Source organism: Pseudomonas sp. MWU12-2037, assembly GCF_023242345.1.
Taxonomy (GTDB): Bacteria; Pseudomonadota; Gammaproteobacteria; order Pseudomonadales; family Pseudomonadaceae; genus Aquipseudomonas; species Aquipseudomonas gingeri_D.
Map to the genome: position 1 here is coordinate 1 of NZ_JALLIZ010000034.1, position 25,271 is coordinate 25,271.

Annotated in this window: 27 protein-coding genes and 2 pseudogenes; 16 read left to right on the plus strand and 13 right to left on the minus strand. The window is 61.8% G+C overall.

Features of this window, described 5'->3' with window-relative positions; genetic code table 11:
- Positions 1-87: 87 nt before the first annotated feature.
- The 7 genes from M5B42_RS31625 to M5B42_RS31655 all read right to left on the minus strand — a co-directional run bounded on the left by M5B42_RS31625 (position 88) and on the right by M5B42_RS31655 (position 6,184).
- Positions 88-441: a RidA family protein gene (locus M5B42_RS31625; RefSeq protein ID WP_248748008.1), complete on the minus strand. Its 354-nt coding sequence runs from the start codon at positions 439-441 to the stop codon at positions 88-90.
- 23 nt (positions 442-464) lie between these two features.
- Positions 465-1,694: a D-amino acid dehydrogenase gene (locus M5B42_RS31630; protein ID WP_248748009.1), complete on the minus strand. Its 1,230-nt coding sequence runs from the start codon at positions 1,692-1,694 to the stop codon at positions 465-467.
- Positions 1,694-3,118 (minus strand): amidase, encoded by a 1,425-nt coding sequence (locus tag M5B42_RS31635; protein ID WP_248748010.1) that lies wholly within the window; start codon positions 3,116-3,118, stop codon positions 1,694-1,696. The genes M5B42_RS31630 and M5B42_RS31635 overlap by 1 nt, the downstream gene beginning before the upstream one ends.
- 4 nt (positions 3,119-3,122) lie before the next feature.
- On the minus strand, positions 3,123-3,806 hold the full coding sequence (locus M5B42_RS31640; RefSeq protein WP_177098875.1) for an amino acid ABC transporter permease: 684 nt from the start codon (positions 3,804-3,806) through the stop codon (positions 3,123-3,125).
- The gene (locus tag M5B42_RS31645) at positions 3,803-4,459 is read right to left on the minus strand and encodes an amino acid ABC transporter permease (RefSeq protein ID WP_248748011.1); all 657 of its coding nucleotides are present in this window, start codon (positions 4,457-4,459) and stop codon (positions 3,803-3,805) included. Before M5B42_RS31645 ends, M5B42_RS31640 begins: the two co-directional genes overlap by 4 nt.
- Positions 4,460-5,248, minus strand: coding sequence for an amino acid ABC transporter ATP-binding protein (locus tag M5B42_RS31650; RefSeq protein WP_152742277.1), 789 nt, complete (start codon positions 5,246-5,248; stop codon positions 4,460-4,462). It lies immediately after the preceding gene.
- Positions 5,249-5,314: 66 nt separating this feature from the next.
- The gene (locus M5B42_RS31655; RefSeq protein WP_103499162.1) at positions 5,315-6,184 is read right to left on the minus strand and encodes an ABC transporter substrate-binding protein; all 870 of its coding nucleotides are present in this window, start codon (positions 6,182-6,184) and stop codon (positions 5,315-5,317) included.
- A 99-nt stretch (positions 6,185-6,283) separates the two neighbouring features.
- Here M5B42_RS31655 and M5B42_RS31660 point away from each other — a divergent pair, with 99 nt between their 5' ends.
- From M5B42_RS31660 to M5B42_RS31670, 3 genes are all read left to right on the plus strand, one after another.
- A complete protein-coding gene (locus M5B42_RS31660; RefSeq protein ID WP_248748012.1) occupies positions 6,284-7,372 on the plus strand; it encodes a GlxA family transcriptional regulator in 1,089 nt (362 codons plus the stop codon).
- Positions 7,373-7,464: 92 nt separating this feature from the next.
- The gene (locus M5B42_RS31665) at positions 7,465-8,433 is read left to right on the plus strand and encodes a GlxA family transcriptional regulator (RefSeq protein WP_248748013.1); all 969 of its coding nucleotides are present in this window, start codon (positions 7,465-7,467) and stop codon (positions 8,431-8,433) included.
- A 104-nt stretch (positions 8,434-8,537) separates the two neighbouring features.
- Positions 8,538-9,020, plus strand: a complete 483-nt coding sequence (locus M5B42_RS31670) for a nuclear transport factor 2 family protein (protein WP_248748014.1) — start codon at positions 8,538-8,540, stop codon at positions 9,018-9,020.
- A gap of 25 nt (positions 9,021-9,045) precedes the next feature.
- Here M5B42_RS31670 and M5B42_RS31675 read toward each other — a convergent pair whose 3' ends face one another.
- The 3 genes from M5B42_RS31675 to M5B42_RS31685 all read right to left on the minus strand — a co-directional run bounded on the left by M5B42_RS31675 (position 9,046) and on the right by M5B42_RS31685 (position 10,843).
- On the minus strand, positions 9,046-9,360 hold the full coding sequence (locus M5B42_RS31675; protein WP_177097668.1) for an AzlD domain-containing protein: 315 nt from the start codon (positions 9,358-9,360) through the stop codon (positions 9,046-9,048).
- The gene (locus M5B42_RS31680; RefSeq protein WP_152742278.1) at positions 9,360-10,058 is read right to left on the minus strand and encodes an AzlC family ABC transporter permease; all 699 of its coding nucleotides are present in this window, start codon (positions 10,056-10,058) and stop codon (positions 9,360-9,362) included. Before M5B42_RS31680 ends, M5B42_RS31675 begins: the two co-directional genes overlap by 1 nt.
- A 128-nt stretch (positions 10,059-10,186) precedes the next feature.
- Positions 10,187-10,843 carry a ribonuclease T2 gene (locus M5B42_RS31685; protein WP_248748015.1) on the minus strand — a complete coding sequence of 219 codons (657 nt, stop codon included), beginning with the start codon at positions 10,841-10,843 and terminating at the stop codon, positions 10,187-10,189.
- 193 nt (positions 10,844-11,036) lie between these two features.
- On the opposite strand from M5B42_RS31685, the gene M5B42_RS31690 reads away from it, so the two are divergent.
- Positions 11,037-11,861, plus strand: a complete 825-nt coding sequence (locus M5B42_RS31690; protein WP_152742280.1) for an aspartyl/asparaginyl beta-hydroxylase domain-containing protein — start codon at positions 11,037-11,039, stop codon at positions 11,859-11,861.
- 123 nt (positions 11,862-11,984) lie between these two features.
- On the opposite strand, the gene fabV is transcribed toward M5B42_RS31690, so the two are convergent.
- Positions 11,985-13,181 carry an enoyl-ACP reductase FabV gene (fabV, locus tag M5B42_RS31695; RefSeq protein ID WP_152742281.1) on the minus strand — a complete coding sequence of 399 codons (1,197 nt, stop codon included), beginning with the start codon at positions 13,179-13,181 and terminating at the stop codon, positions 11,985-11,987.
- A 217-nt stretch (positions 13,182-13,398) separates the two neighbouring features.
- Here fabV and M5B42_RS31700 point away from each other — a divergent pair, with 217 nt between their 5' ends.
- The 6 genes from M5B42_RS31700 to M5B42_RS31725 all read left to right on the plus strand — a co-directional run bounded on the left by M5B42_RS31700 (position 13,399) and on the right by M5B42_RS31725 (position 19,320).
- Positions 13,399-14,343: a sensor domain-containing diguanylate cyclase gene (locus M5B42_RS31700; protein WP_103499169.1), complete on the plus strand. Its 945-nt coding sequence runs from the start codon at positions 13,399-13,401 to the stop codon at positions 14,341-14,343.
- Between the two features lie 594 nt (positions 14,344-14,937).
- Complete coding sequence (locus M5B42_RS31705; protein ID WP_248748016.1) at positions 14,938-15,678, plus strand: response regulator; 741 nt, start codon at positions 14,938-14,940, stop codon at positions 15,676-15,678.
- Positions 15,675-17,009, plus strand: a complete 1,335-nt coding sequence (locus M5B42_RS31710) for a HAMP domain-containing sensor histidine kinase (protein ID WP_248748017.1) — start codon at positions 15,675-15,677, stop codon at positions 17,007-17,009. The genes M5B42_RS31705 and M5B42_RS31710 overlap by 4 nt, the downstream gene beginning before the upstream one ends.
- A 139-nt stretch (positions 17,010-17,148) precedes the next feature.
- Positions 17,149-18,522 (plus strand): nucleotide 5'-monophosphate nucleosidase PpnN, encoded by a 1,374-nt coding sequence (gene ppnN, locus M5B42_RS31715; protein WP_103499172.1) that lies wholly within the window; start codon positions 17,149-17,151, stop codon positions 18,520-18,522.
- A 208-nt stretch (positions 18,523-18,730) separates the two neighbouring features.
- Positions 18,731-18,982, plus strand: coding sequence for a type II toxin-antitoxin system HicA family toxin (locus tag M5B42_RS31720; protein ID WP_248748018.1), 252 nt, complete (start codon positions 18,731-18,733; stop codon positions 18,980-18,982).
- Positions 18,979-19,320: a type II toxin-antitoxin system HicB family antitoxin gene (locus tag M5B42_RS31725; RefSeq protein WP_103499174.1), complete on the plus strand. Its 342-nt coding sequence runs from the start codon at positions 18,979-18,981 to the stop codon at positions 19,318-19,320. Before M5B42_RS31720 ends, M5B42_RS31725 begins: the two co-directional genes overlap by 4 nt.
- A gap of 30 nt (positions 19,321-19,350) precedes the next feature.
- On the opposite strand, the gene tam is transcribed toward M5B42_RS31725, so the two are convergent.
- Positions 19,351-20,115 carry a trans-aconitate 2-methyltransferase gene (tam, locus tag M5B42_RS31730; protein ID WP_103499175.1) on the minus strand — a complete coding sequence of 255 codons (765 nt, stop codon included), beginning with the start codon at positions 20,113-20,115 and terminating at the stop codon, positions 19,351-19,353.
- A gap of 103 nt (positions 20,116-20,218) precedes the next feature.
- Between tam and M5B42_RS31735 the strand changes: the two genes are divergently transcribed.
- Positions 20,219-21,142: a LysR family transcriptional regulator gene (locus M5B42_RS31735; RefSeq protein WP_248748019.1), complete on the plus strand. Its 924-nt coding sequence runs from the start codon at positions 20,219-20,221 to the stop codon at positions 21,140-21,142.
- Positions 21,143-21,217: 75 nt separating this feature from the next.
- Positions 21,218-21,481 (plus strand): annotated as a pseudogene (locus M5B42_RS31740) (MbcA/ParS/Xre antitoxin family protein); the annotation flags it as partial.
- A gap of 60 nt (positions 21,482-21,541) precedes the next feature.
- On the opposite strand, the gene M5B42_RS31745 reads toward M5B42_RS31740, so the two are convergent.
- A complete protein-coding gene (locus M5B42_RS31745) occupies positions 21,542-21,979 on the minus strand; it encodes a MarR family transcriptional regulator (RefSeq protein ID WP_248748020.1) in 438 nt (145 codons plus the stop codon).
- Positions 21,980-22,056: 77 nt separating this feature from the next.
- Between M5B42_RS31745 and M5B42_RS31750 the strand changes: the two genes are divergently transcribed.
- The 4 genes and pseudogenes from M5B42_RS31750 to M5B42_RS31765 form a co-directional block, all read left to right on the plus strand.
- Positions 22,057-23,163: an NAD(P)/FAD-dependent oxidoreductase gene (locus M5B42_RS31750; RefSeq protein WP_248748021.1), complete on the plus strand. Its 1,107-nt coding sequence runs from the start codon at positions 22,057-22,059 to the stop codon at positions 23,161-23,163.
- 317 nt (positions 23,164-23,480) lie between these two features.
- Positions 23,481-24,356 carry a 4-hydroxy-tetrahydrodipicolinate synthase gene (dapA, locus tag M5B42_RS31755; protein WP_248748022.1) on the plus strand — a complete coding sequence of 292 codons (876 nt, stop codon included), beginning with the start codon at positions 23,481-23,483 and terminating at the stop codon, positions 24,354-24,356.
- A gap of 65 nt (positions 24,357-24,421) precedes the next feature.
- Complete coding sequence (locus M5B42_RS31760; protein ID WP_103499180.1) at positions 24,422-24,796, plus strand: DUF2784 domain-containing protein; 375 nt, start codon at positions 24,422-24,424, stop codon at positions 24,794-24,796.
- A 277-nt stretch (positions 24,797-25,073) separates the two neighbouring features.
- A pseudogene (locus tag M5B42_RS31765) lies at positions 25,074-25,271 on the plus strand (ribonucleotide-diphosphate reductase subunit beta); the annotation flags it as partial.

Below are 25,271 nucleotides of genomic sequence, written 5' to 3' on the forward strand. Positions count from 1 at the left end.
CGGCTTGCTGGCGATCCAGGCGACGCGGTCTGACAGGACACCGCGTCGATCCCATCGCCAGCAAGCCGGCTCCTACAGGGGTTGGATTCAGACCTTGGCCGCAATCACCATGATTTCCACCAACACTTCAGGCCGCGCTAGGTTGGCTTCGACCGTGGCCCGTGCCGGGGCACCGCCCTCCGGCAACCAGGCATCCCAGACCGCGTTCATCGCCGCGAAGTCGCGGTCGATATGCTTGAGCCAGATCTGCGCGCTGAGCAAACGGTTCTTGTCGCTGCCGGCCAGGGCCAGCAGTCCGTCGATCTTCTCCAGCACCTGGCGGGTCTGGGACTCAATGTCGCCTTGCAGATCGCCCGGTACCTGGCCGGCGAGGTAAAGCACATCGCCATGGCTGACCACACCGGACATCCGCGCATTGCTCTGGAAACGTTGAATCGTCATCGGTCTTTCTCCTTGGATAAACGTCAGCCGGCCGCGTGTTCGACCAACCGCACCAGGCGCTGCGCGCTGCCAAAGGCCAGGGTCATGCCCAGTGCGCCATGCCCGGTGTTGAGGTACAGGTTACTGCCTGCGAGGTGTTCAAGCACAGGCCTGCCGGTGGGCGTCGCCGGCCGCCAGCCGCTCCAGGGCTGACAATCGTCGACGTTCCAGCCTTCACCAAAGAGCGCCTCGGTCGAGGCCCGCAACTGCTCGATCCGCGCCGCCGGAATCGACGCATCCATACCACACAACTCCACCATCCCCGCCACCCGCAGGCGGTCGCCGATCCGGGCGAACACGGTCTTGCGGCGCATATCGGTGATGCTGACCGTCGGTGCCCGGGTGTGCTCGGTAATCGGCAGGGTAATGCTGTAGCCCTTGAGCGGATAGACCGGCAGACGGCTGCCCAATTGCGCCAGCAAGCCGGTGCTGTAGGCGCCTGCCGCCAGGACCACCGCCTCGCTGTGCAACACTTCGGTTCCTTTATGGGCATGTCTCAGGTTCAGCGCGGTGATTCGCTCACCACGGCGCTGGAAACCTTCGAGCTTGCGGTCGAACAACAGCTGTACGCCCTCGCCTGCCAGTAACCGGGCCATTTCGCGACACAGCTTGAGGCCATCCACCGCGCACTCACTGTCAGTATGAATGGCGCCGTGAAAAGCGGACCGGTAACCGGCCAACGCCGGCTCGATCGCCACCGCCTCACTGGCGCTGAGCACCTGCTGTCGCGAGCCCAGGCCCGCCTGGAAACGGACCTGACGCTGCGCCTTGTCCAGCCCTTCGGCGTCCGGGTACAGCACCAGCTTGCCGGTGCGGGTGAAATCGCAGTCCAGATGCTGCTCCTGCATAAACCCATCCAGGGCTTGGCGACTCTCGCTTGCCAGCGCCAGCAACTCCACCGTGGTCTGGCGCGAGACCGAAGTCCGGCAGGCCGCCAGGAACGCCATGCACCAGCGCCATTGTTCCGGGCTCCACTGCGGGGTGAAGCGCAACGGCCCGCTACGGTCGAGCAACAGCTTGGGGATCCCCGGCAACAGCGACGGATCGGCCAGCGGCTGCACATAGCTGTAGCTCAACTGCGCGCCGTTGCCGCCCACCGCGCCCATGCCGGGACCGGACGCCTGGTCGATCACCGTGACGCGATGCCCGGCCCGGTGCAGGAACCAGGCACTGCTCAGCCCGACAATGCCGGCGCCCACCACGCAAATTTCCATTACACCGCCTCCTTGTCCAGGGCCCAGCCGCTCGGCGTCAGTTGATGCCAGTCGGTCTGCTGCTGATAGGCATGACCGATGCGCAGGATCAGCGGCTCGGCGAACGCCTTGCCGACGATCTGCATCGACACCGGCATGCCCTGGCCGTCAAAACCCACCGGCAATGCCACCGAACACAGATTGAGCAGGTTGGCGAAACGCCCCAGCAGGGCCAGCGGCGTGCCGTACTCATCCACTTGATCCAGCGGCACACTGCCGACGGCATTGGTCGGGAACACACAGGCGTCGATATTCAGCATCGCCTCCTGCATGGCCTTGCGCGCGGCGCGGCGCTGATTGTGCAGATCGATATAGGCCGCCGAATCGATGGCCTTGCCGCTCAATACGCGACGCTGAACGTGGGGGTCGAAGCGCAGGTCGCTCTGTTCGAACAGCGCACCGAGACTGGCATAACCTTCGGCGCTCATCAGTCCGCCGGCCACCCGCATGCACAGTTCCAGCGAGCGTGGCAGCGGCTGTTCCACCAGATGCATGCCCAAGGCGACCAGTTGCTCCAGCCCACGATCGTAGGCCGCCAGGATATCGGGGGCAATGGCCGCGCGTTCGGCTTGAGGCAACACCCAGATTCTCATACCGGCCACCGGTTGATTGAGGCACGCCGCAGCGCTGAAGATCGGCGCCCGCGCCGAGACCGGGTCCAGTGGGTCGGGGCCAAGCAAGGCATCGAGCATCCAGGCCGCATCCTCAACGGTGTGGGTGATCGGGCCTACCGAGTCCAGCGACGGACACAGTTCGATCAGCCCATGACGACTGATCAGCCCACGGGTAGTCTTCAATCCCACCAAGCCGCACATACCGGCGGGAATCCGCACCGATCCGCCGGTATCGGTGCCCAGGGCCGCACTGGCCAGGCCGCTGGCCACCGCTACCGCCGAGCCGCTGCTGGAACCGCCCGGCGCCCGATGGACTTCGCGGTCCCAGGGATTCCAGGGCGTGCCCATCACCGCATTGGTGCCCCAGCCGCCGAAGGCGAACTCCACCGTGTGGGTCTTGCCCAGGATAATCGCGCCGGCCCGCTCCAGGCGCTGCACGGCGGTTGCCGTGAAGCGGGAGATCCGCGGACGCTGCGCCAGCGAGCCACCGGTAATGGCCTGCCCGGCGATTTCAAACAGATCCTTGATCGCCACCGGAATGCCGTGCAACGACCCGAGATCGACCCCGGCGGCCCGTTGCTGGTCGGCCGCGATCGCCGCCCCCAGCGCACGCTGGGTGTACGCCTCGACATAGGCATTGAGCTGGCCGTTGAAGCGTTCGATACGGGCCAGTTGGCCGCGCACCAGGGCCTCGCTGGTCAGTCGGCCGCTGCGCAGCGCCTGCTGCAATTGGCCGATACTGTGGAAAGTGCTGTGATCCAGGGAATTCATCCAGTCAACCTCTCAGGCTTTTGCGGCCACGGGAAAAGCGCTTCTCAAGCACTCGCGACAGCAGGGAAAGCGGGAACGCGATCACGAAATAGAACAGGCCGACCAACAGGAAGATGTGCATCGGCAGAAAGCTCTCCGAGGCAATCGCCCGGGCAGCCAGCATCAACTCATCGGTGGCGATCAGGGCACAGAGCGAACTGTCCTTGAGGATCGACACATAGGCGTTGAGCAATGGCGGCAACATCCCGCGAATCGCCTGGGGCAGGATCACCGCGGTGAACGCCTGGAACGGCGTCAGGCCGACGGCAATCGCCGACTCCCGCTGCCCCCGGTGCAGGGCATCAAGGCCGCCGCGCAGGATCTCGGCGATATAGGCACTGCCCTGCAAGCCCAACCCGAGAATGCCGGCCTCGAAGCCGGACAAGGTCAGGCCCAGGCTCGGCAAGGAGAAATACAGCGCCAGCAACAAAGCCAACAACGGCAGCGCGCGCATGCCCTGGATGAAATACACCGCCGAACGCCGCAGCCAGGCAAACGGGCTGCGCAAGGCCCAGGTCAGCAAGCTGCCGAGCAGCGCCGCCAGGGCAAAACCGCCCAGGGACAACTTCGCGGTGACCACCCCGCCTTGCAGCAGGCGCGCGGTCCAGTCGCTCCAGTACTCGGGGTATTGCGCAAGGAAACTGATCATCGTGCGCTCCCCCAATGCCGTTCAAGACGGATAAAACCCAGGCCGATGGGCAGGATCATCCCGGCGTAGATGCACATCACCGCGAAGTAGATCAACGAGGTCTGGAAGGTCGAGGTCACCAGGTTGCGCGCCAGGAACATGATTTCCGGCACGGCGATGGCCGAGGCGATGGAGGTGTCCTTGATCAACTGCGTGACATAGTTGGCGAAGGCCGGCAACGAACGGCGCAGCGACTGCGGTAGAAGAATGTTGACCAGTATCTGCATCCGGGTCAGCCCGACCGCCAGGCCGGCCTCGTATTGCCCGACATGCAGCGACTGCAGGCCGGCGCGAAAAATGTCGCAGAGCACGGCGCTGCCCACCAGGCTCAAGCCGACGATGGCCGCCAGCCACGCGGGCAGATTGATCCCCAGGTACGACAGGCCGAAGTAGATCAGGAACAAATGCGCCAGGGCCGGCACGTTGCGCATCCATTCGATAAAACAGGCAATGCCCGCCTGCACCAGTCGCGAACGGCTGAAGGTCAGCCACACCGCCAGCGCCAGGCCGCCGATACTGGCCAGCACCAGAGTGCAGAGGGCGATTTCCAGTGCCGTCAGGGCACCGCTCAACAGCAGGGGCAACAAGCCGAAAAAGGTCTGGAGGCTGCTCATTCAAGCCTGCTCCATGGCCATGCGCCCGAGGAAGCTGCGGGTGCGCTCGTGGCTGGGCGTGTCGATCACCTGGGCGGAAGGCCCCTGCTCGACGATATGGCCGCCGTCCATAAAGATCACCCGATCGGCCACATCGCGGGCAAAACGGACTTCGTGGGTGACCATGATCATGGTCCGGCCCTCTTCGGCCAGTTCGCGGATCACCGCCAGGACTTCGCCCACCAGTTCGGGGTCGAGGGCCGAGGTCGGCTCATCGAACAGGATCACCTTGGGTTGCTGCGCCAGGGCCCGGGCAATCGCTACCCGCTGCTGCTGCCCGCCGGACAACTGCTCGGGATAGGCATCGGCCTTGTGCCGCAGATGGACCTTCTCCAGCATGGCTTCGGCCAGTTCGTAAGCCTGCTTGCGCGGCATGCCTCGGGCCTTGATCGAACCCAGCGCGACATTGTCGCGTACGTTCAAGTGCGGCCAGAGGTAGAACAGCTGGAAGACCATGGCGATCTCCAGCCGCTGCGGGGCCATTTCCCGGTCACTCAGCAAACGCAGGCGCGAACCGTCCCGGGCTTGCCCGATCAGTTCATCGCCGAGCCAGATTTCGCCCCGACTGGGCTTCTCCAGGTAATTGATGCAGCGCAGGCAGGTCGACTTGCCGGAACCGCTGGGGCCGATCAGCGACAGGGTTTCCCCGGCCTTGAGCTCCAGGCTGATGCCCTTGAGCACCTCCAGGTCGCCATAACTCTTGTACAGATCACACACGCGCAACAGCGCAGGTTCTACCAGGTTGGACATCTTGCTCACCCGCTTTTTCTCGGTCCGGCGCAGGGTCGACTACCTGACCCTGCGCACCACGCTTTATTATTGGCAGCCAGGCAGTTTCCAATCCGCCGGACGGTCGACGCTCAGGCGCAGGTCCTTGCCCTGGGGCATGAACCAGACATCCTGGGTCAGGCCGTAGCGAGCGCCGATCTTGCGCATCTCGCAGGTTTTCCAGAGCGCCTCGATCTGCGCATTGACCGCCGCCAGCAACTGCGGATTGTCCTTGTTGAAACCGAACACCACCTGTCCCAACCCGGTCAGCAGGGGGAAGTCCGGGTCGTTGTCGGTGAAGGCGTTGAAGTGCAGGTGCCACTGGGCATTGCGCGAAATGGCGTACTGCATGACCGGCGGATCACCGATCACCGCGTCGATACGCCCGGCCAGCAGGTCACGCACGGCGGCGTCCGAGGTATCGTAGAGCGTCACTTGCAGCCCCGGGATCTTGCGCATTTCAGGAATGAAGGAGAATCCGGTGATGGTCCCGACCTTCTTGCCTTGCAGGTCCTTGAGGGTTTTCCAATCGGTCTTGTCGGTCTGGGTGATGCCGTTCTTGAAATAGTGGATCGGATCGCTCAGGGCCATGATTTTCGAGCGTTGCTCGGTCCAGCCCATGGTCCCGGCCATAACATCGACGCGGCGGGCCTGCACCGAGGCAATGGTTCCCGACCACTCCATCAGCGCCGGCTTGACCTTCATCCCGAGTTTCTCGGAAATTTGTTGAAGGATTTCACCGTCATAACCGACCATCTTGCTATCTTGATAACCAGTCCCCGGCATGTCACCGCTGAAGGCGATGGTCAGGCTGCCCGGCTCCACGGTATCCAGCGCGAACACCGGTCCCGCGGCCAGCAGGGACAGTATCAATCCGGCGCAAAGGCCGGCAAAACGTTGCATGTCAGGCTTGTTCATCGTGTGCACCTCGTTGGTTTTCTTATTGAACGACAGGATGTTGGGCAGGCCTCCATCCTAGGGCCGAGGGCACATAAATCAGTTGGATGCTTTGCACGAATGATTGAATATTTGCGACATCTGCTTGAAACCGCGAACGAGGCCGGCGAGCCGAGCCTGGTGGCGCGCCTCGACCAGCAACCGGCACCCGCCCCGCACAAGCGCCGCGGAACGGCCGAACTGTCGGTGGGCATCGTGCTCTGGCCGCGTTTTCCGTTGCTGTCCTTGTCCGGGCTGACCGATGCCCTGCGCCACGCCGCCGACACCGGCGACCAGAGCCGGCCGATCCGTTGCGAATGGAAGGTGCTGGGCACACCGGGGCAACGCGTGGCCTCAAGCGGTGGACTGGACGTGCCGATCGATAGCGAAATGGGCGACCCGCAACGCTTCGACTACATCGTGGTGATCGGCGGCCTGCTGGACTCGTTGGCCGATGTGCCGAAAAGCTACCCGGCGTTCCTGCACCAGGCGGCGGCGGCCGGCGTGCCCTTGATCGGCTTGTGCACCGGCAGCTTCGTCCTGGCCCGTCACGGGCTGATGGATGGCCACACCGCCTGCGTGCACGCCTACCATGCCGATGACTGGAAACGCCTGTTCCCGACCCTGCGGTTTATCACCCACAACGACTTTCTGATCGACAAGGACCGCATCACCTGTGCCGGCGGTGTGTCGGTGATCGAGCTGGCGGTGCATCTGATCGGCATGCACTGCGGCCCGGACCGCGCCGGCAAGGTGGTGCACCAGATGACCGTGGCCAAGAGCGGCACCGGCAGCTTTCTCGACCGACGCAAGGCCCTGGGTTATGCCAGCTCGTCCAACCGGCGTTTGCACGAGGCGGTGATGCTGATGGAAAAACACATGGCCGAACCGCTGGAAATCGAGGCCATCGCCCATTGGGTCGGCACCAGCAAGCGCCAGCTGGAACGGTTGTTCATGGCGGAAACCGATACCAGCCCGGCACAGTTCTATCGCCAGGTGCGGCTCCGCTTCGGGCGCTGGCTGCTGGTCAGCTCGGATCGACAGATCGGCGAAATCGCCTTTGAATGCGGCTTTGCCGACGCGCCGCATTTCATCCGGCATTTCCAGAGCCTGTTCGGTCTGTCACCGGGCAAATTGCGCAAGGAGTTGCTGAAGCACGCGGGCCCATGATGGGGAAACAACTCGGGTCAGATTCACTTTGAAAATTTGATGACTGGGGTAATCTATTCTTCCCCACAGGTCCGGGGTGCTTCGGAGTCATTATGCTGCGTATCGGTTTCATCACCTTTCCCGGTTTCGGCGTCATGAGTTTCTCGGCCATTTCGGTGTTCGAGACCGCGAACACGGTCGTTGGCAAACAACACTACGATGTGCGCCTGCTTTCCGAGCAAGGTGGCCTGGTGCGCAGTTCGGTGGGTGTCCAGGTGCAGACCGAAGTCTTCGGCGCCAGCACCTTCGACACGGTGATCATCGGCGGCGGCGCCAACCGCCCTTTCACCCCCGCCCTGCTCGCCTATCTGCGCCAGGCTGCTGACAGCAGCCGACGCCTGGCGGCGACCTGTTCCGGCACTTTCTTTCTCGCCGAAGCCGGGCTGCTCGACGGTTCCCGGGCGACCACCCACTGGTTTTTCGCCGATGAATTCCGCGCCCGTTATCCAAGGGTCAGGCTGGAAGAGGAACGTCTATTTGTGGTCGACGGGTCGATGTGGACCTCGGCCGGGATGACGGCGGGCATCGACCAGGCGCTGGCCATGGTCGAGAAAGACCTGGGTGCCGACGTCGCCCGTGCCGTTTCGAAAACCTTCATTCTGCAAAGCCGCCGGGCCGGCGGTCAGCCACAGTCCTCGGTGCTGCTGGAGGAACAGCGTTCCGATCGCATCCAGATTGCCCTGGCCTATGCGCAAAACCACCTGCACGGCGAGCTGAGCCTGGAACGCCTGGCCCAGGCCGCGCACCTGAGCACCCGGCAGTTCAGCCGGGCCTTTCGCGAACAGACCGGCACGTCACCGGCCAAGGCCATCGAAAAGCTGCGCATCGACGCGGCGCTGGTGCTGATCCAGGAAGGCCGGCACCCAATCGAAGCCATCGCCCGCCAGACCGGTTTCGGTGACAGCGAGCGGATGCGCCGCGCCTTTGTCCGGGCGTTCGGCGAACCGCCACGGGCCATGCGGCGCAATGCCCGAGTCAAGACCGAGCCCGAGCAGGCACAACAGCGCGAAGCCATGTCCTGAAACGAGGGTTAAACGACACTTTTCATGGTCCTCGAGCGATTAGGCTGATTCACAGACGAACACGCACTGCCCTTCCCATCGCAGAACGCCTGCCAGGAGCAACCATGAAGCTGTTTTCCACGCCCCGTCTCACCACCTGCTCCCTGCTGCTGGGTGCACTGATCACCCTCTCCACCAGCAGCACCTTCGCCGCCTCGAACGAGGACGAGGTGCGCGGGTTCTTCAGTGACTTCGTCAAGGCGCAGAACGCCCACGACCTCAAGCAGATCCGCTCGATGCTCTGGGATTCGCCGCAGATGCTCTGGTACGCCCGGGGCGGCGCGAGCTGGGGCCCGGATGCGGTGGTCGAGCGTTTGAAAGACTATTACCAGGGCGTCTGGCAACTGGACCCGGACATGAGCAAGTTCCGCACCACGCAGCTCAACGACACGGTGGCGCAGATCCTGGTGCCGGTGACTTTTACCCGCAGCCACGCCGGTGAAGCACCGCAGAAAAACACCTTCCTGATCAGCCAGACCCTGCTGCGCGACGCCAACGGCTGGCATGTTGCGACGATCATGCCGGTGGCCGATACCAACTTCAAATAAGCCGCACCAGCAACTCAGCCGAATATCACGCCAACCACCAGCGCAGCAGAAAAAAGAACGCCATGCTCAGCAACATGCTGAGCAAGGTGTTGCGGGTGTAGAGCACCAGGCCGATGGCCACCAGCGAACTGAGCAGGTACGGATTATCGTACTGCAGGTTCAACTGGTGATCGGGCATGAACACGATCGGCCCGCAGATCGCCGTGAGCATGCCCGGCACGGCAAAACCGAGGAACTGCCGGGCATTGCTGCTCAGGCGCACCGGCAAGCGGGGTTCGAGAAACACGTAACGGTTGAGGAACACCAGCAGCCCCATCCCGAAAATCACTGCCCAGACGATCATTCGTGCCCCCGATACAGCTTGTTGCAGAGAAATCCTGCCGTCATTCCCGCCAGCCCCGACAACACCAGGGCCGAACCCAACTGCCAATAGCTGAACAGCACCGAACAGAACAACGACACCGCCACACAGACCACGGTCGGCACATTGCGTACCACCGGGGTGATCAAGGCGATAAAGGTCGCCGCGATGGAGAAATCCAGCCCCAGATGCTCAAGACCGGGAATGCTGCGGCCCAGCACGATCCCCGCCAGGGTGAACAGGTTCCAGGCGATATAGAACGTCAACCCCACGCCCAGCGCATACCAGCGGTTGAACTGTTGCTTGTCGTGCTGGCTGGTCAAGGCAAAGAGCTCGTCGGTCAGCAGGAAGCCCAGGCCGACCCGCCAGCGGCCGGACAACGGGGAAATCACCGAGCGCATGCTCATGCCATACAACAGGTGTTGCGAGGTCAGCAGCGCGGTGGTGAGCAGGATCGAGAAAATCCCCGCGCCGCCCTTGAGCATGCCGATCGCCACCAGTTGCGCGGCACCGGCAAATACGATGCTGGACAAGCCCTGGCCTTGCAGCGGCGTCAGGTTGGCCTCGATGGCCATGGAACCGGCCAGCAATCCCCAGGGCGCGGTCGCCAGGGACAGCGGCATGATGGCCACGGCACCGCGCAGGAAAGCGGTGCGAGGTAACAGATGATCGGACATAAGACTCGGGCACACAGAAAAAGACGCCGACTTTGCCAGCCCGCCGCACGCCTGTCTTGAACATTTGTGCACAAACGGGCACTTGAGCCGAGCGTCGAATCAAGCGCCGCCCAGGTATCCCGGAGCAATCAGCGAATCGGCGGCACGCGCACCGGCCCTTGTCGGCATTGATTCCTGACGCCCTTGCCGCACTCGCCGAAGCCCAGGTCCTTGGTCAGGCACACACGCACCTCGGCCAGTTCCGGTCCGCTGCAACGCACCGTCACCCCACCCTCCGGCATCCCCGGATTGCTCTGGCGGAACAGTTGGACGATCTGGTCGGCGGAGTATTCCCGCGGCGTCGTCGAAGGTTGCAGGGCGGGTGGAACCACCACTGTCCCCAGCGCCTTGTCGGCCGCACTCAGGTAGCCAGAGGCGCCCAAGCCACTGCAGGTACCGTGCTTGTCCCACTCATGCTCCAGCAGTTTGCCCGAGGGAAACAGGATGAGGCCCTTTTGCCGCTCCTGCTGCGTCAAGGGTGTCAGTGGCGGGCAGGATTGTGGCCAGCCGCCCTTGGCATACTGCGGCCACAAGCCATGGAGCACAAAACCATAACCCTTGCCGCTGCACTGCTGATCCTTGGCATGAGTCAGGCAGAAGGTCGGCGACCAGGACAAGGTCAGCAGGTAGTAATCGAAGACCCCCGCCACCGACTCCGTCTGCTGCCTCGATTGCCGGGCTTCGCTGAGACTTGCATGGCCCATCGTCAGGGCGATGAACAAGACGACTACAGAAGATAATTTCATTGGTTTTCCTATCCCATCGGGCGCCATCATGGCGCTCAAAACATCGTAACCATAGCGTCAGATCAAGGTCTGTCTTGAACAATAACTGTTAAATGTCACTGCAAAACAGTAACATTCAGCACTTTTTTCCAGGCTTTGCCGCGCCGTCCCGGCGCACGCCACACATGACGTAGTCGCTCTAGGAGCAGGTTTCATGAGTATTCGCAACATCCGCAAGAAAGTCGTCTCCGCCCTCTGGACCCTGGCCGTACTCTTGCTGATCTACTGCTTTCCGAAAACCATTCTCGGCTTTCTGCTCCTGGTCGCGGTTTGCGGTGTCTATGACTTCCTGCGCAACGGCATCTACACCGCCGAGCTGGCGAAGAAGTATTTTATCGGCAACGGCCGCAACACCTGGGTACTGTCGCCCTTCAACTCGCTGTTCGACCTGATCAGCAAGCCCAATCGCGGCATCTACAAGATGCAGGACCTGCCAGAAGACTGCCAGCGCGACCTGCAGCAAGTCATCGACAAGGCGATGAGCCACAAGGACGAGATCATCCAGTACCTCGACTCACGGATGGCGGAAAACAAGCGCGGCATGTTGTTCTTCCAGTGGTACGGACGCAAGATCGACACCGAACTGGATATCTCGGAACTCCAGCAGAAGTTCCCCTACGTCAAGACCGTGGGCGTGTCGGTTTTCAATGAAAACCGCTCGACGTCCTTCCACTTCGGCCCGTTGCGCATGATGTTCCGCGTGCTCTACAACATGGCCCCGGCGCCGCACCACGACGGCGTCTACATCCAGTGCCGCAAGCAAAAGCATTACTGGCATGACGACCCGCTGTTCATTTTCGATGACACGCTGCTGCACGCCTCGTTCAACAAGAACGACGCCAAACGTTACTGCCTGTTCATCGATATCGTCCGCCCGTCCTACGCCCCGCGCATTATCAGCGGTGCGATCGCGGCGTTCGCCAGCGCGGCGTTCACCCTGCGCCAGGGCTTCTACAAGAACTGGAAGGTCATCAAGTAATAACGGCTGGAGGTTGCGCCGCGCCTTCGAAGCTGCGCGGCCAAACCCGGCAATAGCCTTGAGGCGCTGGATTGACCAGCCCCTCAAGTGCCCGCCTCAACCCCGCGGGACGCGGGCGCTGATTCAGGCCTGGATCAGCTTGGCAATCGCCACGTCCGGGCTGACGTCGGCCTCGTAATCCACCCCTTCGACCCCGAAACCGAACAGACGCAGGAACTCGGCCTTGTAGCCGGCAAAATCCGTCAGCTCGTTGAGGTTTTCGGTGGTGACCGCATCCCACAGCTTCGCCACCTGCGCCTGGACTTCAGGCTGCAGTTCCTTGTAGTCGGCACGCAGGCGGCCGTCTTCGTCGAGGATCGGGGTCGGCGAGTACAGGCTGTCCTTGTACAGGCCGTAGACCTGCTCGATGCAACCTTCGTGTGAACCCTGCTCCTTCATCACCTTGAACAGCAGCGACAGGTACAGCGGCATGATCGGGATCGCCGAGCTCGCCTGGGTGACCACGGCTTTCAACACCGAAACCCGCGCGTCGCCGCCTTTGGCCGCCAGACGCTCACGAATCTTCAGGACCTTCTGGTCCAGGTCCTTCTTGGCCGCGCCAATGGAACCGTTCCAGTAGATGTCGTGGGTCAGTTTTTCGCCCAGGTAGGTGAAGGCGGTGGTTTTCGCGCCGTCAGCCAGCACACCGGCCTCGTCCAGGGCATCGATCCACAGCTGCCAGTCTTCGCCACCCATGACCTTGACGGTACCGTCGATCTCTTCCTGGGTCGCCTCGGCCAGCGTGGTGACGTTGACCTCTTCCTTGTCGGTGTTCAGTCCGCGCTGGGTGACCGACTTGCCGATCGGCTTGAGCGTCGAGCTGTAGACTTCACCGGTTTTCGGATCGGTACGACGCGGGGCCGCCAGGCTGTAGACCACCAGATCGATCTTGCCCATGTCGCGCTTGATGGTCTCGATGGTCAGGCGCTTGACTTCATCGGAGAAGGCGTCGCCATTGATGCTCATGGCGTACAGGCCTTTCTCTTCGGCAAACTTGTGGAACGCGGCGCTATTGTACCAACCGGCGGTGCCGAGCTTGCCTTCGTCGCCTTCACGCTCGAAGAACACGCCCAGGGTGTTGGCACCGCAGCCGAAAGCCGCGGTGATGCGCGCCGCCAGGCCGTAACCGGTGGATGCACCGAGCACCAGGACGTTCTTCGGTCCGTCGCTGACCGGGCCTTGCTGGGTGACGTAGTCAATCTGTTGCTTGACGTTGGCTTCACAACCCACTGGGTGGGTGGTCACACAGATAAAGCCACGAACGCGTGGTTTGATGATCATAAGGTTCCCTTTTTTCATAGGCCGATATCGACACTGACGGTAAGCAGCGTCGCGGATTCTAGTCATAGACGTTCAAAAAGCCGATGCGTCACTGCTTTTACAACACAGGCCCGCGCGGGGAAAGCAAATTCCCTTGCCATGTATCGCCTGGACCTTGATTAGCCCTCGTGCGCGCAACATTCTAGCGCCCACCTCCACCAGCGAAGCCTGATCGATCATGAGCGCCACGCCTTCTACCGAAACCGATAGTGACGTCTACAAGACCCTGCTCGAATCGACCAAGGCCATTCCCTGGCGAATCGACTGGCAAACCATGACCTTCAGCTACATCGGCCCGCAGATCGAGACCCTGCTCGGCTGGACACCGGACAGTTGGGTCGGGATCGATGACTGGGTGTCACGCATGCACCCGGATGATCGGGAGTATGTGGTGAACTTCTGTGTGTCGCAGTCCAAGGCTGGCGTCGACCACGAGGCCGACTACCGGGCGCTGACCCGCGACGGCGAATACGTCTGGATCCGCGATGTGGTGCATGTGGTGCGCAAGGACGGCGAAGTCGAGGCGCTGATCGGCTTTATGTTCGATATCAGCGAACGCAAGAAAACCGAGGAACACCTGATCCGCCTGCAAAAGCAGTTGGAGGAGTACTCGTTCCAGGATGGCCTGACCGGTATTGCCAATCGTCGTATGTTCGACACCGTGCTCGCCCGGGAGTGGGAACATGCCCAGCGCAATCAACTGCCGCTGTCGCTGATTATCCTGGATATCGACTTTTTCAAGCAGTACAACGACCACTACGGGCATATCAGGGGTGACGAGGCCCTGCGACAAGTGGCCCAGACCCTGTCCCAGGCGACCAATCGGCCACGGGACTTTATTGCCCGGATCGGCGGTGAAGAGTTCATCTGGCTATTGCCCGAAACACCGGCGGACAAGGCTCGGCAAGTGGCGGATAAATGCCTGCAACTGATTCGCCAGCAGCAGATCGAACATGAGAAGTCGGCGATTTCCGGGCTGCTGAGTCTCAGCCTCGGAGTCGGCACCATACGCCCCGCCGTCGATGAAGCGGCCCTGGGTTTTGTCGAGAAAGTCGATGAGTTGCTCTACAAGGTCAAACGCAACGGCCGCATGGGGGCCGAGTACGCCAACTTCAGCGACTGACCGATGGATTCACTGGATATCGAGATCGAAGCTCGGCGTCGGACGCTCCGACGTCGCCGCCGATACAATCGCGCGGATTTGTATCAATAATGACTATCGATGCAGCTGATAAGCGATCATCAAGCCACGATGGTAGAGTTCGCGCCGATGGCAACGTTATGCCTCAACTATTCTCCGGGCACTTGCGCGGAACAGTTATTGAGTCATCTCGACTTCATCATCCCTTTGGTAAGTTTTAGCTACTGCGCCGAGTGCCCTGCACTTTGTGCGGTGGCTTTTTTTAGGTCATTCAAATATCCGAACTTGATTAATCCAAGGCACTTGTCGTGGGCGCTACTTTTTCATGGCGCGGTAAACAGTGCCTGGCAAGGGGCGAAAAAAACGACGGCAATTCAGCTGCCTTCATTGCAGTAGTCGGAAAGATCAATACAAATCCCTCGGCCAATGGCCAGCCCTGTCCCGCCGACGCCAGGCGTTTTTGCATGCCTGTGTATCCGTAGCCCGCCAGATACACTGCAATACAAAGGCCCGATGCCAGCCGCCACAGCCCTCGCTAGACTGTGCCCTAAACCAACATTGACGGAGCCCGGCCCCATGGATCATGTCGATCACATCCTGATCGTGGACGATGACCGCGAGATCAGAGAGCTGGTGGGCAACTACCTCAAGAAGAACGGCCTGCGTACCACCGTGATCGCCGATGGCCGGCAGATGCGTACCTTCCTCGAAACCACGCCGGTGGACCTGATCGTGCTGGACATCATGATGCCCGGCGACGACGGCCTGCTGCTGTGCCGTGAACTGCGCGCCGGCAAGCACAAGGCCACGCCGGTGCTGATGCTGACCGCCCGCAGCGACGAAACCGACCGCATCATCGGCCTGGAAATGGGCGCCGACGATTACCTGGTCAAACCCTTCGCCGCCCGCGAGCTGCTGGCCCGGATCAACTCGGTGCTGCGCCGTACACGGATGCTGCCACCCAACCTGATCGTCACCGAAAGTGGTCGACTGCTGGGGTTCGGGCGCTGGAAGCTCGACACCAGCGCCCGCCACCTGCTGGATGAAAACGGCACCCTGGTGGCCCTCAGCGGCGCCGAATATCGCCTGTTGCGGGTGTTTCTCGACCATCCGCAGCGGGTCCTGAACCGCGACCAGTTGCTCAACCTTACCCAGGGTCGCGACGCCGATCTGTTCGACCGCTCCATCGACCTGCTGGTGAGCCGCCTGCGCCAACGGTTGCTGGACGATGCCCGCGAGCCGGCCTATATCAAGACCGTGCGCAGTGAGGGTTATGTGTTCTCGCTGCCGGTGGAAATCCTCGGTGCAACCCAATGAAACCGGTCCTGCTCTGGCCGCGCACGCTGGGCTCACGTCTGTCGCTGATCTTCCTCGCCGGGCTGATCCTCGCCCAGGCGCTGTCCTTCGGCGCGCAGTCCTACGAGCGCTATCAGAGCGCCAAGACCGCCATGCTCGGCAACCTGGAAACCGATGTCTCGACCTCCATCGCCATTCTTGAACGCCTGCCGGCGAGCGAACGCGAAAGCTGGTTGCCACGCCTTGAACGGCACAACTACCGCTACCTGCTGAACGAGGGTGTTCCCGGCATTCCCATGCAACCGGATGAAGTGCCGATCGCCGTCCCCTCGCTCAAAGAGGCCATCGGGCGTGACTACCCGCTGACCTTCAGCGACATTCCCGGCCCGCGCAAACACTTCCAGGCCCATCTGAAACTGCGTGACGGCAGTCCGGTGACTCTCGACGTCACCCCATCGGTCATGCCCATGTCGCCCTGGTTGCCCTTTGTCCTGCTCGGTCAGTTGCTGCTGATGCTCGGCTGCGCCTGGCTGGCAGTGCGGATTGCCGTGCGCCCGTTGACCCGCCTGGCCCATGCCGTGGAAAACCTCGACCCCAATACCCACGGCGTACACCTGGACGAAGCCGGCCCGACCGAAGTGGCCCGCGCGGCGGCGGCCTTCAACGCCCTGCAGGCGCGTATCGCCGCCTATCTCAAGGAGCGCATGCAACTGCTGGCGGCGATTTCCCATGACCTGCAAACCCCCATCACGCGCATGAAGCTGCGGGCCGAGTTCATGGACGACTCCACCGAGAAGGACAAGCTCTGGCAGGACCTGGGCGAAATCGAACACCTGGTGCGTGAAGGCGTGGCCTATGCCCGCAGCGTGCATGGCGCCACCGAAGCCAATTGCCGCATCGACCTCGACGCCTTTCTCGACAGCCTGGTATTCGACTATCAGGACACCGGTCAAGCCGTGGAGCTGATCGGCAAGAACGGCGGGCTGATCGACACCCGCCCCCATGCCCTGCGACGCGTATTGGTCAACCTGGTGGACAACGCACTGAAATTCGCCGGCAGCGCGCAGATCGTTATCACCCCCCAGAAAAACCGACGATTGTCGATCCTGGTCCTGGACCGCGGTCCGGGTATAGCCCAGGCGGAACTGGAAGAAGTCCTCAAGCCCTTCTATCGCGTGGAAAGCTCGCGCAACCGCAGCACCGGTGGGACCGGCCTGGGCCTGGCCATCGCCCAGCAACTGGCAACCGTCATGGGCGGCACATTGACCCTGAGCAATCGTGATGGCGGAGGGCTGTGTGCGGAACTTGAGCTGAACATGGGCGATACGCCCGCGGGTTTCGCGACGCGTTAAAATCCTGCAAGCTGAGCCAACCGGCACCAACCACCTGGGTGCCTGATTTAGCTATGCTAGGAACACGCGTGCGCGCGAAGCCTTTCTGGTGCAGCCGGCGCCTTAGCAGCCCGGCGACATCGCCTTGATGGAATAAAGCATGACCCAACGATCGGTAATCAACGCCTCGGTTAGCCCCAAGGGCAGCCTCGAAACCCTTTCCCAACGTGAAGTGCAGCAACTGAGCGAAGCCGGCTCCGGCAGCATCTACACATTATTCCGCCAGTGCGCCCTGGCCATCCTCAACACCGGCGCCCATGTCGACAATGCCAAGACCATCCTCGAAGCCTACAAGGATTTCGAGATCCGTATTCACCAGCAGGATCGTGGGGTCCGCCTGGAACTGCTGAACGCCCCGGCCGATGCCTTCGTTGATGGCGAAATGATCGCCAGCACCCGCGAAATGCTCTTCAGTGCCCTGCGCGATATCGTCTACACCGAAAACGAACTGGAGAGCCAGCGCATCGACCTGGACAGTTCCCAGGGCATCACCGACTACGTTTTCCACCTGCTGCGCAACGCCCGCACCCTGCGCCCCGGCCTGGAGCCGAAAATGGTGGTGTGCTGGGGCGGTCACTCCATCAGCACCGAGGAATACCAGTACACCAAGAAGGTCGGCCACGAACTGGGCCTGCGCAGTCTGGATGTCTGCACCGGTTGCGGTCCTGGGGTGATGAAGGGGCCGATGAAAGGCGCGACCATTTCCCACGCCAAGCAACGCATCACCACCGGCCGCTACCTGGGCCTGACCGAGCCGGGGATCATCGCCGCCGAGGCACCGAACCCGATCGTCAACGAGCTGGTGATCATGCCCGACATCGAGAAACGCCTTGAGGCGTTCGTGCGGGTGGGCCACGGCATCATCATCTTCCCGGGCGGCGCCGGTACGGCCGAAGAATTCCTCTACCTGCTCGGCATCCTGATGCACCCGGACAACCGCGAACTGCCGTTCCCGGTGATCCTGACCGGCCCGCGCAGCGCGGAAGCCTACCTTCAGCAACTGAACGCCTTTGTGGTCGCGACCCTGGGTGAAAAAGCGCAGAAGCACTACGAAATCATCATCGACAACCCGGCCCAGGTGGCCCGGCAGATGGCCCACGGGTTGAAGGCGGTCAAACAGTTCCGCCGCGAACGCAATGACGCCTTCCACTTCAACTGGCTGCTGAAGATCGATGGCGGCTTCCAGCACCCGTTCGATCCGACCCACGCCAATATGGCGAGCCTCAACCTCAGCCGCAGCCTGCCCCCCCACGAACTGGCGGCCAACCTGCGCCGGGCGTTTTCCGGGATAGTCGCCGGCAACGTCAAGGACAAGGGCATCCGCCTGATCGAGGAGCACGGCCCCTACGAGATCCATGGCGACGCGGCGGTGATGCAACCGCTGGACAAGCTGCTCAAGGCCTTCGTTGAGCAACACCGCATGAAGCTCCCCGGTGGCGCGGCTTATGTGCCTTGCTATCGCGTAGTGAGCTAAACCTGCGACAACGATCTGTTTGTATCTGCCAAGCCGGTGCAAACAGATCGCCCTCCTGCGCCCACCACATCGCCCCCGTAGGACCCGTCCCAAAAGCCCTCAGGAAACGTAAACAAGCCCGAAAACCCTATTGAACGCCCCGGCAAAACCCTTCACTCTTGACGCTCAACATCAGTGCAACTATATTTAGTTGCAGCAAGGAGGCTTGGTGTCCAAGAATGAAAAATTGCTCGCTAAACTGCTCAACCCCTGGTCGAGCTTTACCTGGACGGAACTGGTGACGCTATTGGGTCACTTTGGTTACCGCCGGCTTGAAGGCTCAGGCAGCCGGGTCAAATTCGACAACGGTGACCCGCAGGCAGCGATCAACCTGCACAAACCTCATCCTGGCAACGAGCTGAAAACCTATATCAAGCGTCAGGTGATTGATCACCTGCGTTCAGGAGGACTGATTTCGTGAGTAATCAGATGCATTACAAAGGCTATTACGGCTCCATCGAAGCCAGCGTCGAGGACAACTGCCTGTTCGGCAAGCTCCAGTTCATCCGCGCGCTGGTAAGTTATGAGGGGCAAACCGTGGCGGAACTGGAAACGGCGTTCAAGGAGGCCGTTGACGACTACCTCGACACCTGCAAACAGTTGAACCAGGCGCCCGAGATGCCCTGCAAGGGCTCATTCAACGTGCGCGTGGGTCACGATCTCCATCTGGCCGCCGCGTTGACCGCGACGCGCCAGAAGGTGACGCTCAATGACCTGACCCGTCAGGCCCTGAGCGAGTATCTGCTGCAGCATGCCTGATCGACTCAGGCAGAGGCCCCTGAGCAAGCCTCAGCGAGTCGCGACCACGAACAACCTGGGAAACGGCAACAGCACCGTTCCGTCGGCGAGCGCCGGGTAAGCCCCGGTGATCGCCGTCAGGTAAGCTTGCAGAAATGCCGCTTTCTGCCCCTCATCCAAGGGTGCCAGGTACGGCCGTAGCGCCGAGCCCTTGAACCACTCCACCACGGCGGCATGACCGCCGGCCAACGGGTGGTGATAGGTGGTGCGCCAGACATCCACGTGACTGCAGTGCGGACGCAACAGTTCGTAATAGAAACTCGCGTCGTGCCGCGGCGGGTGCCGAACCGTCGCGATCTTGTCCGCCCACGGTCCGCTGGCGGCCACTTCCCGCGCCAGCCGGTGCGATGGCTCCTGCATATTGTCCGGAGTCTGCACCGCCAGGCTGCCACCAGCCGCCAACTTGCTCACCAGATGGGGATAGAGCGTGGCGTGATCCGGCACCCATTGCAGCGAGGCATTGGCCAGGATCACATCGAAGGTTTGATCCGGGTTCCAGGTGGCGATATCGGCGAGTTCGAAATTCAACGCGGGCAAGCGCGCCCGAGCACTGACGAGCATATCCTCGGAGCTGTCCATGCCGGTGACCCGCGCCTCGGGAAAACGCTGGGCCAGGACTTCGGTGGAGTTGCCCGGACCGCAACCCAGGTCGACAGCCACGCCGACCGTGCCAGTAGGGATGGCGGCCACCAGATCGCGGACGGGACGGGTGCGCTCTTCTTCAAATGTCGAATACTGCTTGGCTGACCAGGTCATCACGCTTCCTCTTGTGTGTGGGGAGTGAGCACAAGCGTAGGTTTTGCACGCCATGATGACAAATGCTAATAATGACAAGCTGCCATACTGAAAAGGTATCGAAATGCTAGAGCTGCGTCGCTTGCATGCGTTTGTCGTGATCGCTGAAGAAGGTCATATCACCCGGGCGGCGGAGCGTCTGCATATGCAACAACCACCCCTCACCCGCCTGCTGCAGAAGCTGGAGGCCGAGATGGGCGTGGCGTTGATGGAGCGCCTGCCACGGGGTGTCCGTCCGACCACGGCAGGCCTGGCGTTGCTGGAAGAAGCCCGTGCTGTCTTGGCACGGGCCGAGGGCGTGACCGAGGTGGTGCGTCGCGCTGCCCGGGGTGAACAGGGGCGACTTGGTATCGGCTTCACCAGTTCGGCAGCGCTGCACCCGTTTGTGCCGGGCGTGCTGCGGCACTTTCGCGAGGCGTTTTCCGGCGTTTCGGTGATTCTGGAAGAAGCCGGCACCGGGGAGTTGATGGATGCGCTGGTGCACGAACGCCTGGATGCCGCCTTCGTGCGCTCGCCCTTGAGCGGTACACCGACCTTGCAGGCCGAGCCGATTCTGGTCGAACCGATGTTGCTGGCACTGCCGATGGATCATCCCCTGGCACAGGACAACCGCGTCCCCCTGCCCTTGTCCGCGCTCGCCGGTGAAGCCTTTGTGCTGTATCGACGTCGGGTGGGATTGGGGCTCTACGACGCCATTCTGGTGGCGTGTCGCGAGGCGGGATTCAGCCCACAGGTGATTCAGGAAGCCCCACGCATGGCCGCCACCCTGAGTCTGGTCGCCGCCGGCCTGGGGGTTTCCATCGTCCCGGCCTCGATGCAGCGCCTGCGGGGCGACGGCATTGCCTATCGCGCGCTGTCACAGTGTCCGGGACTGATCGCACCGCTGCACCTGGCGACCCGCGTGGGCGATAGCTCGTCGGTGCTGCGGCGATTTCGGGAGTTGGTGATCGAGGCGGCGGCAATGGAGACCCCATCAGCGCAAATCTGAAAGCACTGGCACTTTCAATTATCCGGCATTTACCGGACTCTATTCGATAAATGCCGTATAAAAAGAGGTGTCCCCATCATTCCTCTCACCCCCCTCAAGACACGTACAGCCAAGGACCAGCGGCTGACTATCAATGATAGCGACCCATTGCTTCGTGCGGTTCGCATCACCGCCATAGCGAATACGCTTTTCGGCAATGATGAGAAAGCCAAGCGCTGGTTGTCCAAACCCAAGGAACACTTCTCGGGGAAAAGTCCCATGACCATGCTGTCGACTATTCAGGGAACCCGTCAGGTAGAGGAAATGCTCATACGTCTAGCGGAAGGTCTTACCTTTTAACCTAGAGCGTTTTCCGACCTGTCGAGACGTACCCACGCCGTACGTCCCGTGTGAGTGGCTTCAGGAATCAACGCGCAAATTGGCATTGGCCCGCTGCAGAAAGTCCACAAAACGCTCCACCTCCTCATCACTGAAACCCGCCAGCGCCTTGATATTGCCCTCCCACAGAATCTCTTTCGCCTGCGGTATCCGGGTCAGCGCCAGCTCGGTCAACTCCACGATCTGGATGCGTTTGTGCTCCGGATCGGGCCGGCGGCGGATCAACTGGTCCCGCTCCAGACGAGCCAGGGTCTGGGCCATGGACGGCTGCTCGACCTGCAACAAACGCGCGAGCTCAGCCTGGGTCCGCGCTTCCCCCCGCTGCAGCGCACCCAACACCGGCATGCTGGCCATGCCGATTCCCAGAGGGCGCAAACGCACCTCGGCCTGCCGGATCAACTCGTGCGACACACGCTTGATCAGGAAGGACGGCACCCGGTTCAGCTCCGAATAGTTCATGTTGCGACCCCTTGTCATAGGCACCTATGCTAATTCATCATAGGTGCCTATGACAAACCGCGCTCTGGAATGACACCATGGTCTCGACTCCACGTATCGCCATCGTCGGCGCCGGCCTCGGCGGCTTGATGCTCGCCCGTATGCTGTACCTCAAAGGCGTGCCTTTCCTGATCTTCGAGCGTGATGAGTCCATCTCGCAGCGGCCACAGGGCGGCATGCTCGACCTGCACGTGGAAACCGGCCAATACGCGCTGCGCCTGGGCGGGTTGTTCGAAACCTTTCAGCAATTGGCCCGCTACGAAGACCAGGGCCTGCGGCTGTTCGACCAACACGGTACGTTGCAGATGGAAAAAGCCGATGCTGCCAGCGGCGACCGCCCCGAGATCGATCGCGGCCAGCTCAGGGAGCTGCTGCTGGAATCGATCCCGGAAGACACTTTGCGCTGGGGCCACACCCTCAGGGAAGCCGGACAACAGGACGACGGCTATACCGAGCTGCGCTTCGACAACGGCCTGAATCAGCGCTTTGAGCTGGTGGTCGGCGCCGACGGTGCCTGGTCCAAGGTGCGCGCTCTGGTCTCGACAACACAGCCCGCGTTCACCGGACTCACCTTGCATGAACTGTCGATCCCCGACGCCGATGCCCGTTATCCTGAGGTGGCGCAACGGGTCGGGCGCGGCATGCTGATTGCCAAGGGCAAACGCCAGACAATCTTTGCCCAACGCAACGCAAACGCCCATATCCGCGTGTATGCCGCCTTGCATCGGCAGGTAACAGCGCACGAAGCAAAAACCAGGAGCGACCTGCTCCGAGACTTCAAGGGTTGGGACGCCTCCTTGCTGCAACTGATTCACGTAGCGGACGAACCTGTACGCCCCTGGCCGGTTCATGTGCTGCCGATCGGCCATCGCTGGGAGCACCGCGACGGCGTTACCCTGCTGGGCGATGCCGCGCACCTGATGCCACCCGCCGGCGAAGGCGCCAACCTGGCGTTGCGTGATGCGGTGGACCTGGCGGATGCGCTGCTGGACGACCAGGACTGGAAAGCCGCGGTTCGAGCCCATGAACGGGTGATGTTCGAGCGCGCCGCCCTCGCCGCCGCCGAGGCCGACAAAATGATGATGGCCGACTCGGTCGAAGAGAACCTGGAACTGATGAAAAGTCATCTGGGCGCCGAAGCCTGAGCCACACTCGATCGACATCGGCAATTGACAAACCCGGCGCCAGCTTTTAAAAATGGACGCCTGATCCAGGGTGTAAACAAACATGTACGCAACGCTCAACCTCATTGCTGTCGCCGTTGGCTTGAATGCCAAGGCCCCGGCATGCGTTGCGTTTGCCCCTAAATCGAAGAAACAGTCGCTCATGTGACCGGGGCGCGCTGTCCCGTCAGATGAGCTGACAGGACATTGAGCGCGACGACGGGTCACCCCTCCTCTTCTGCCAACTTCCTTCTACGCTTCTGACGGTGACGACACGGTCAACCATCAGGAGAAAGTGCATGTCATCGTTTCAAGGTATCTGGGTCCCCCTCGTTACGCCGTTCGTGAACCAGGCCATCGACTTCGTCACCTTGCGGCGGCTGGTCAGCCATCTGCTGGACAGCGGCGTCAACGGCATCGTGGTCTGTGGCACCACCGGGGAAGCCGCCGCACTGGGCAAACATGAACAGCTGGCGGTGCTGGATGCCGTACTGGAGCTGGTCCCGCCACAGAAGGTGGTAATGGGCCTGGCGGGCAACAACCTCAGCGAGTTGCTGCAGTTCCAGAGCGAGATACTCAAGCGCCCCCTGGCCGGGCTGCTGGTGCCTGCGCCCTATTACATCCGCCCGTCCCAGGCCGGCCTGGAAGCGTTTTTCAAGACTGTCGCCGATGCCTCCAGCGTGCCGATCATTGTCTACGACATTCCCTACCGCACCGGGGTGAGCTTCGAGCAGGCAACCCTGCTCAGAATCGTCGCCCATGAGAATATCGTCGCCATCAAGGACTGCGGCGGCAACCTGAACAACACCCTGGCGGTGCTGGCCAGCGGCCTGGTCGATGTGCTGTGTGGCGAGGACAACCAGATGTTCAATGCAATGTGCCTCGGCGCAACCGGTGCAATTGCGGCTTCGGCGCATATCCATCCCGAGTTGTTCGTTCAGTTGTACCGGCAGATCCAGGAGCAGCAGCTCGCAGCTGCCAGGACGACATTTTTCCAACTGACGCCGCTGATCCAGGCCCTGTTTGTCGAGCCCAACCCTGGTCCGGTGAAAACCGCCCTCGCTCTTCAGGGGTTGATTCGTGACGAACTGCGCGCGCCCATGCAAACCAGCAGTGAAGCCACGGCCCAGCGCCTGAACAGCATCCTCGCAACGCTCAAGTCCAACGCGCGGTAGAGGTCGGACCAGCGACCCGGGTAGGATATCCGCACTTACGTCATGGATCAGAAAAGGAAGTCGAGATGTTCTACCGGATAGCGGCCGACGGGCTGGTGTCGTTTCACCTGCTGTTCATCTTGTTCGTGCTGTTTGGCGGGTTGCTGGTGCTCAAATGGCGCCGGTTGATCTGGTTGCACCTGCCCGCCGCGACCTGGGGTGTGATTGTCGAAGTCTTTCACCTGGAATGCCCGCTGACCCGCTGGGAAAACCTTTTTCGCCAGGCCGCCGGACAAGGTGGCTATGGCGAGGGTTTTATCGAGCACTACCTGATTCCGCTGATCTACCCCGCCGGGCTGACACCGACGATACAGCTTGGCTTTGGCGCCTTGGTGCTCTTGCTCAACCTCACGGTTTACCTGCATCTGTTCAAAACCCGCCGCCTGAAAGCCGCCCTCTAGACACCTCACCGAGAAGCTGCGACGAAACAGCGCGTTGCTCCCCAGCGGATTGACCGACCGCAAAAACCACCATATAGTGTGCCAACTTCACATAAAAACACTACATGATGTGCCATGCTTTTCCTACGGCACCTCTCATCCCCCTGGAGCGCCAGGGTTTTCCAATGCCTGCTTGTGCCGTGAATCCTGTTGAACGGGAGCTCCAAACACGTGTCTACCTGCCTGACAAACAGGCAGTGAACCAGGCCTACCCACACCCCCACACAAGGAACATCCGATGCTCAGCTGGGACGAATTCGACAAGGAAGAAGGCGCAGCCGCCATCAAGGGCGCCAACGCCGGCCACGCCAGCGAAGCCAACATGGACCGCCTCGACAGCGCCGGTGGCGCCGCGGCCCAGGAGGCCCGTGCCGTGACCGCTTCCGACTCGGCTGCCATCGCCCGCGCCAAGGCGGCCCTCGATGCCCTGGACGTT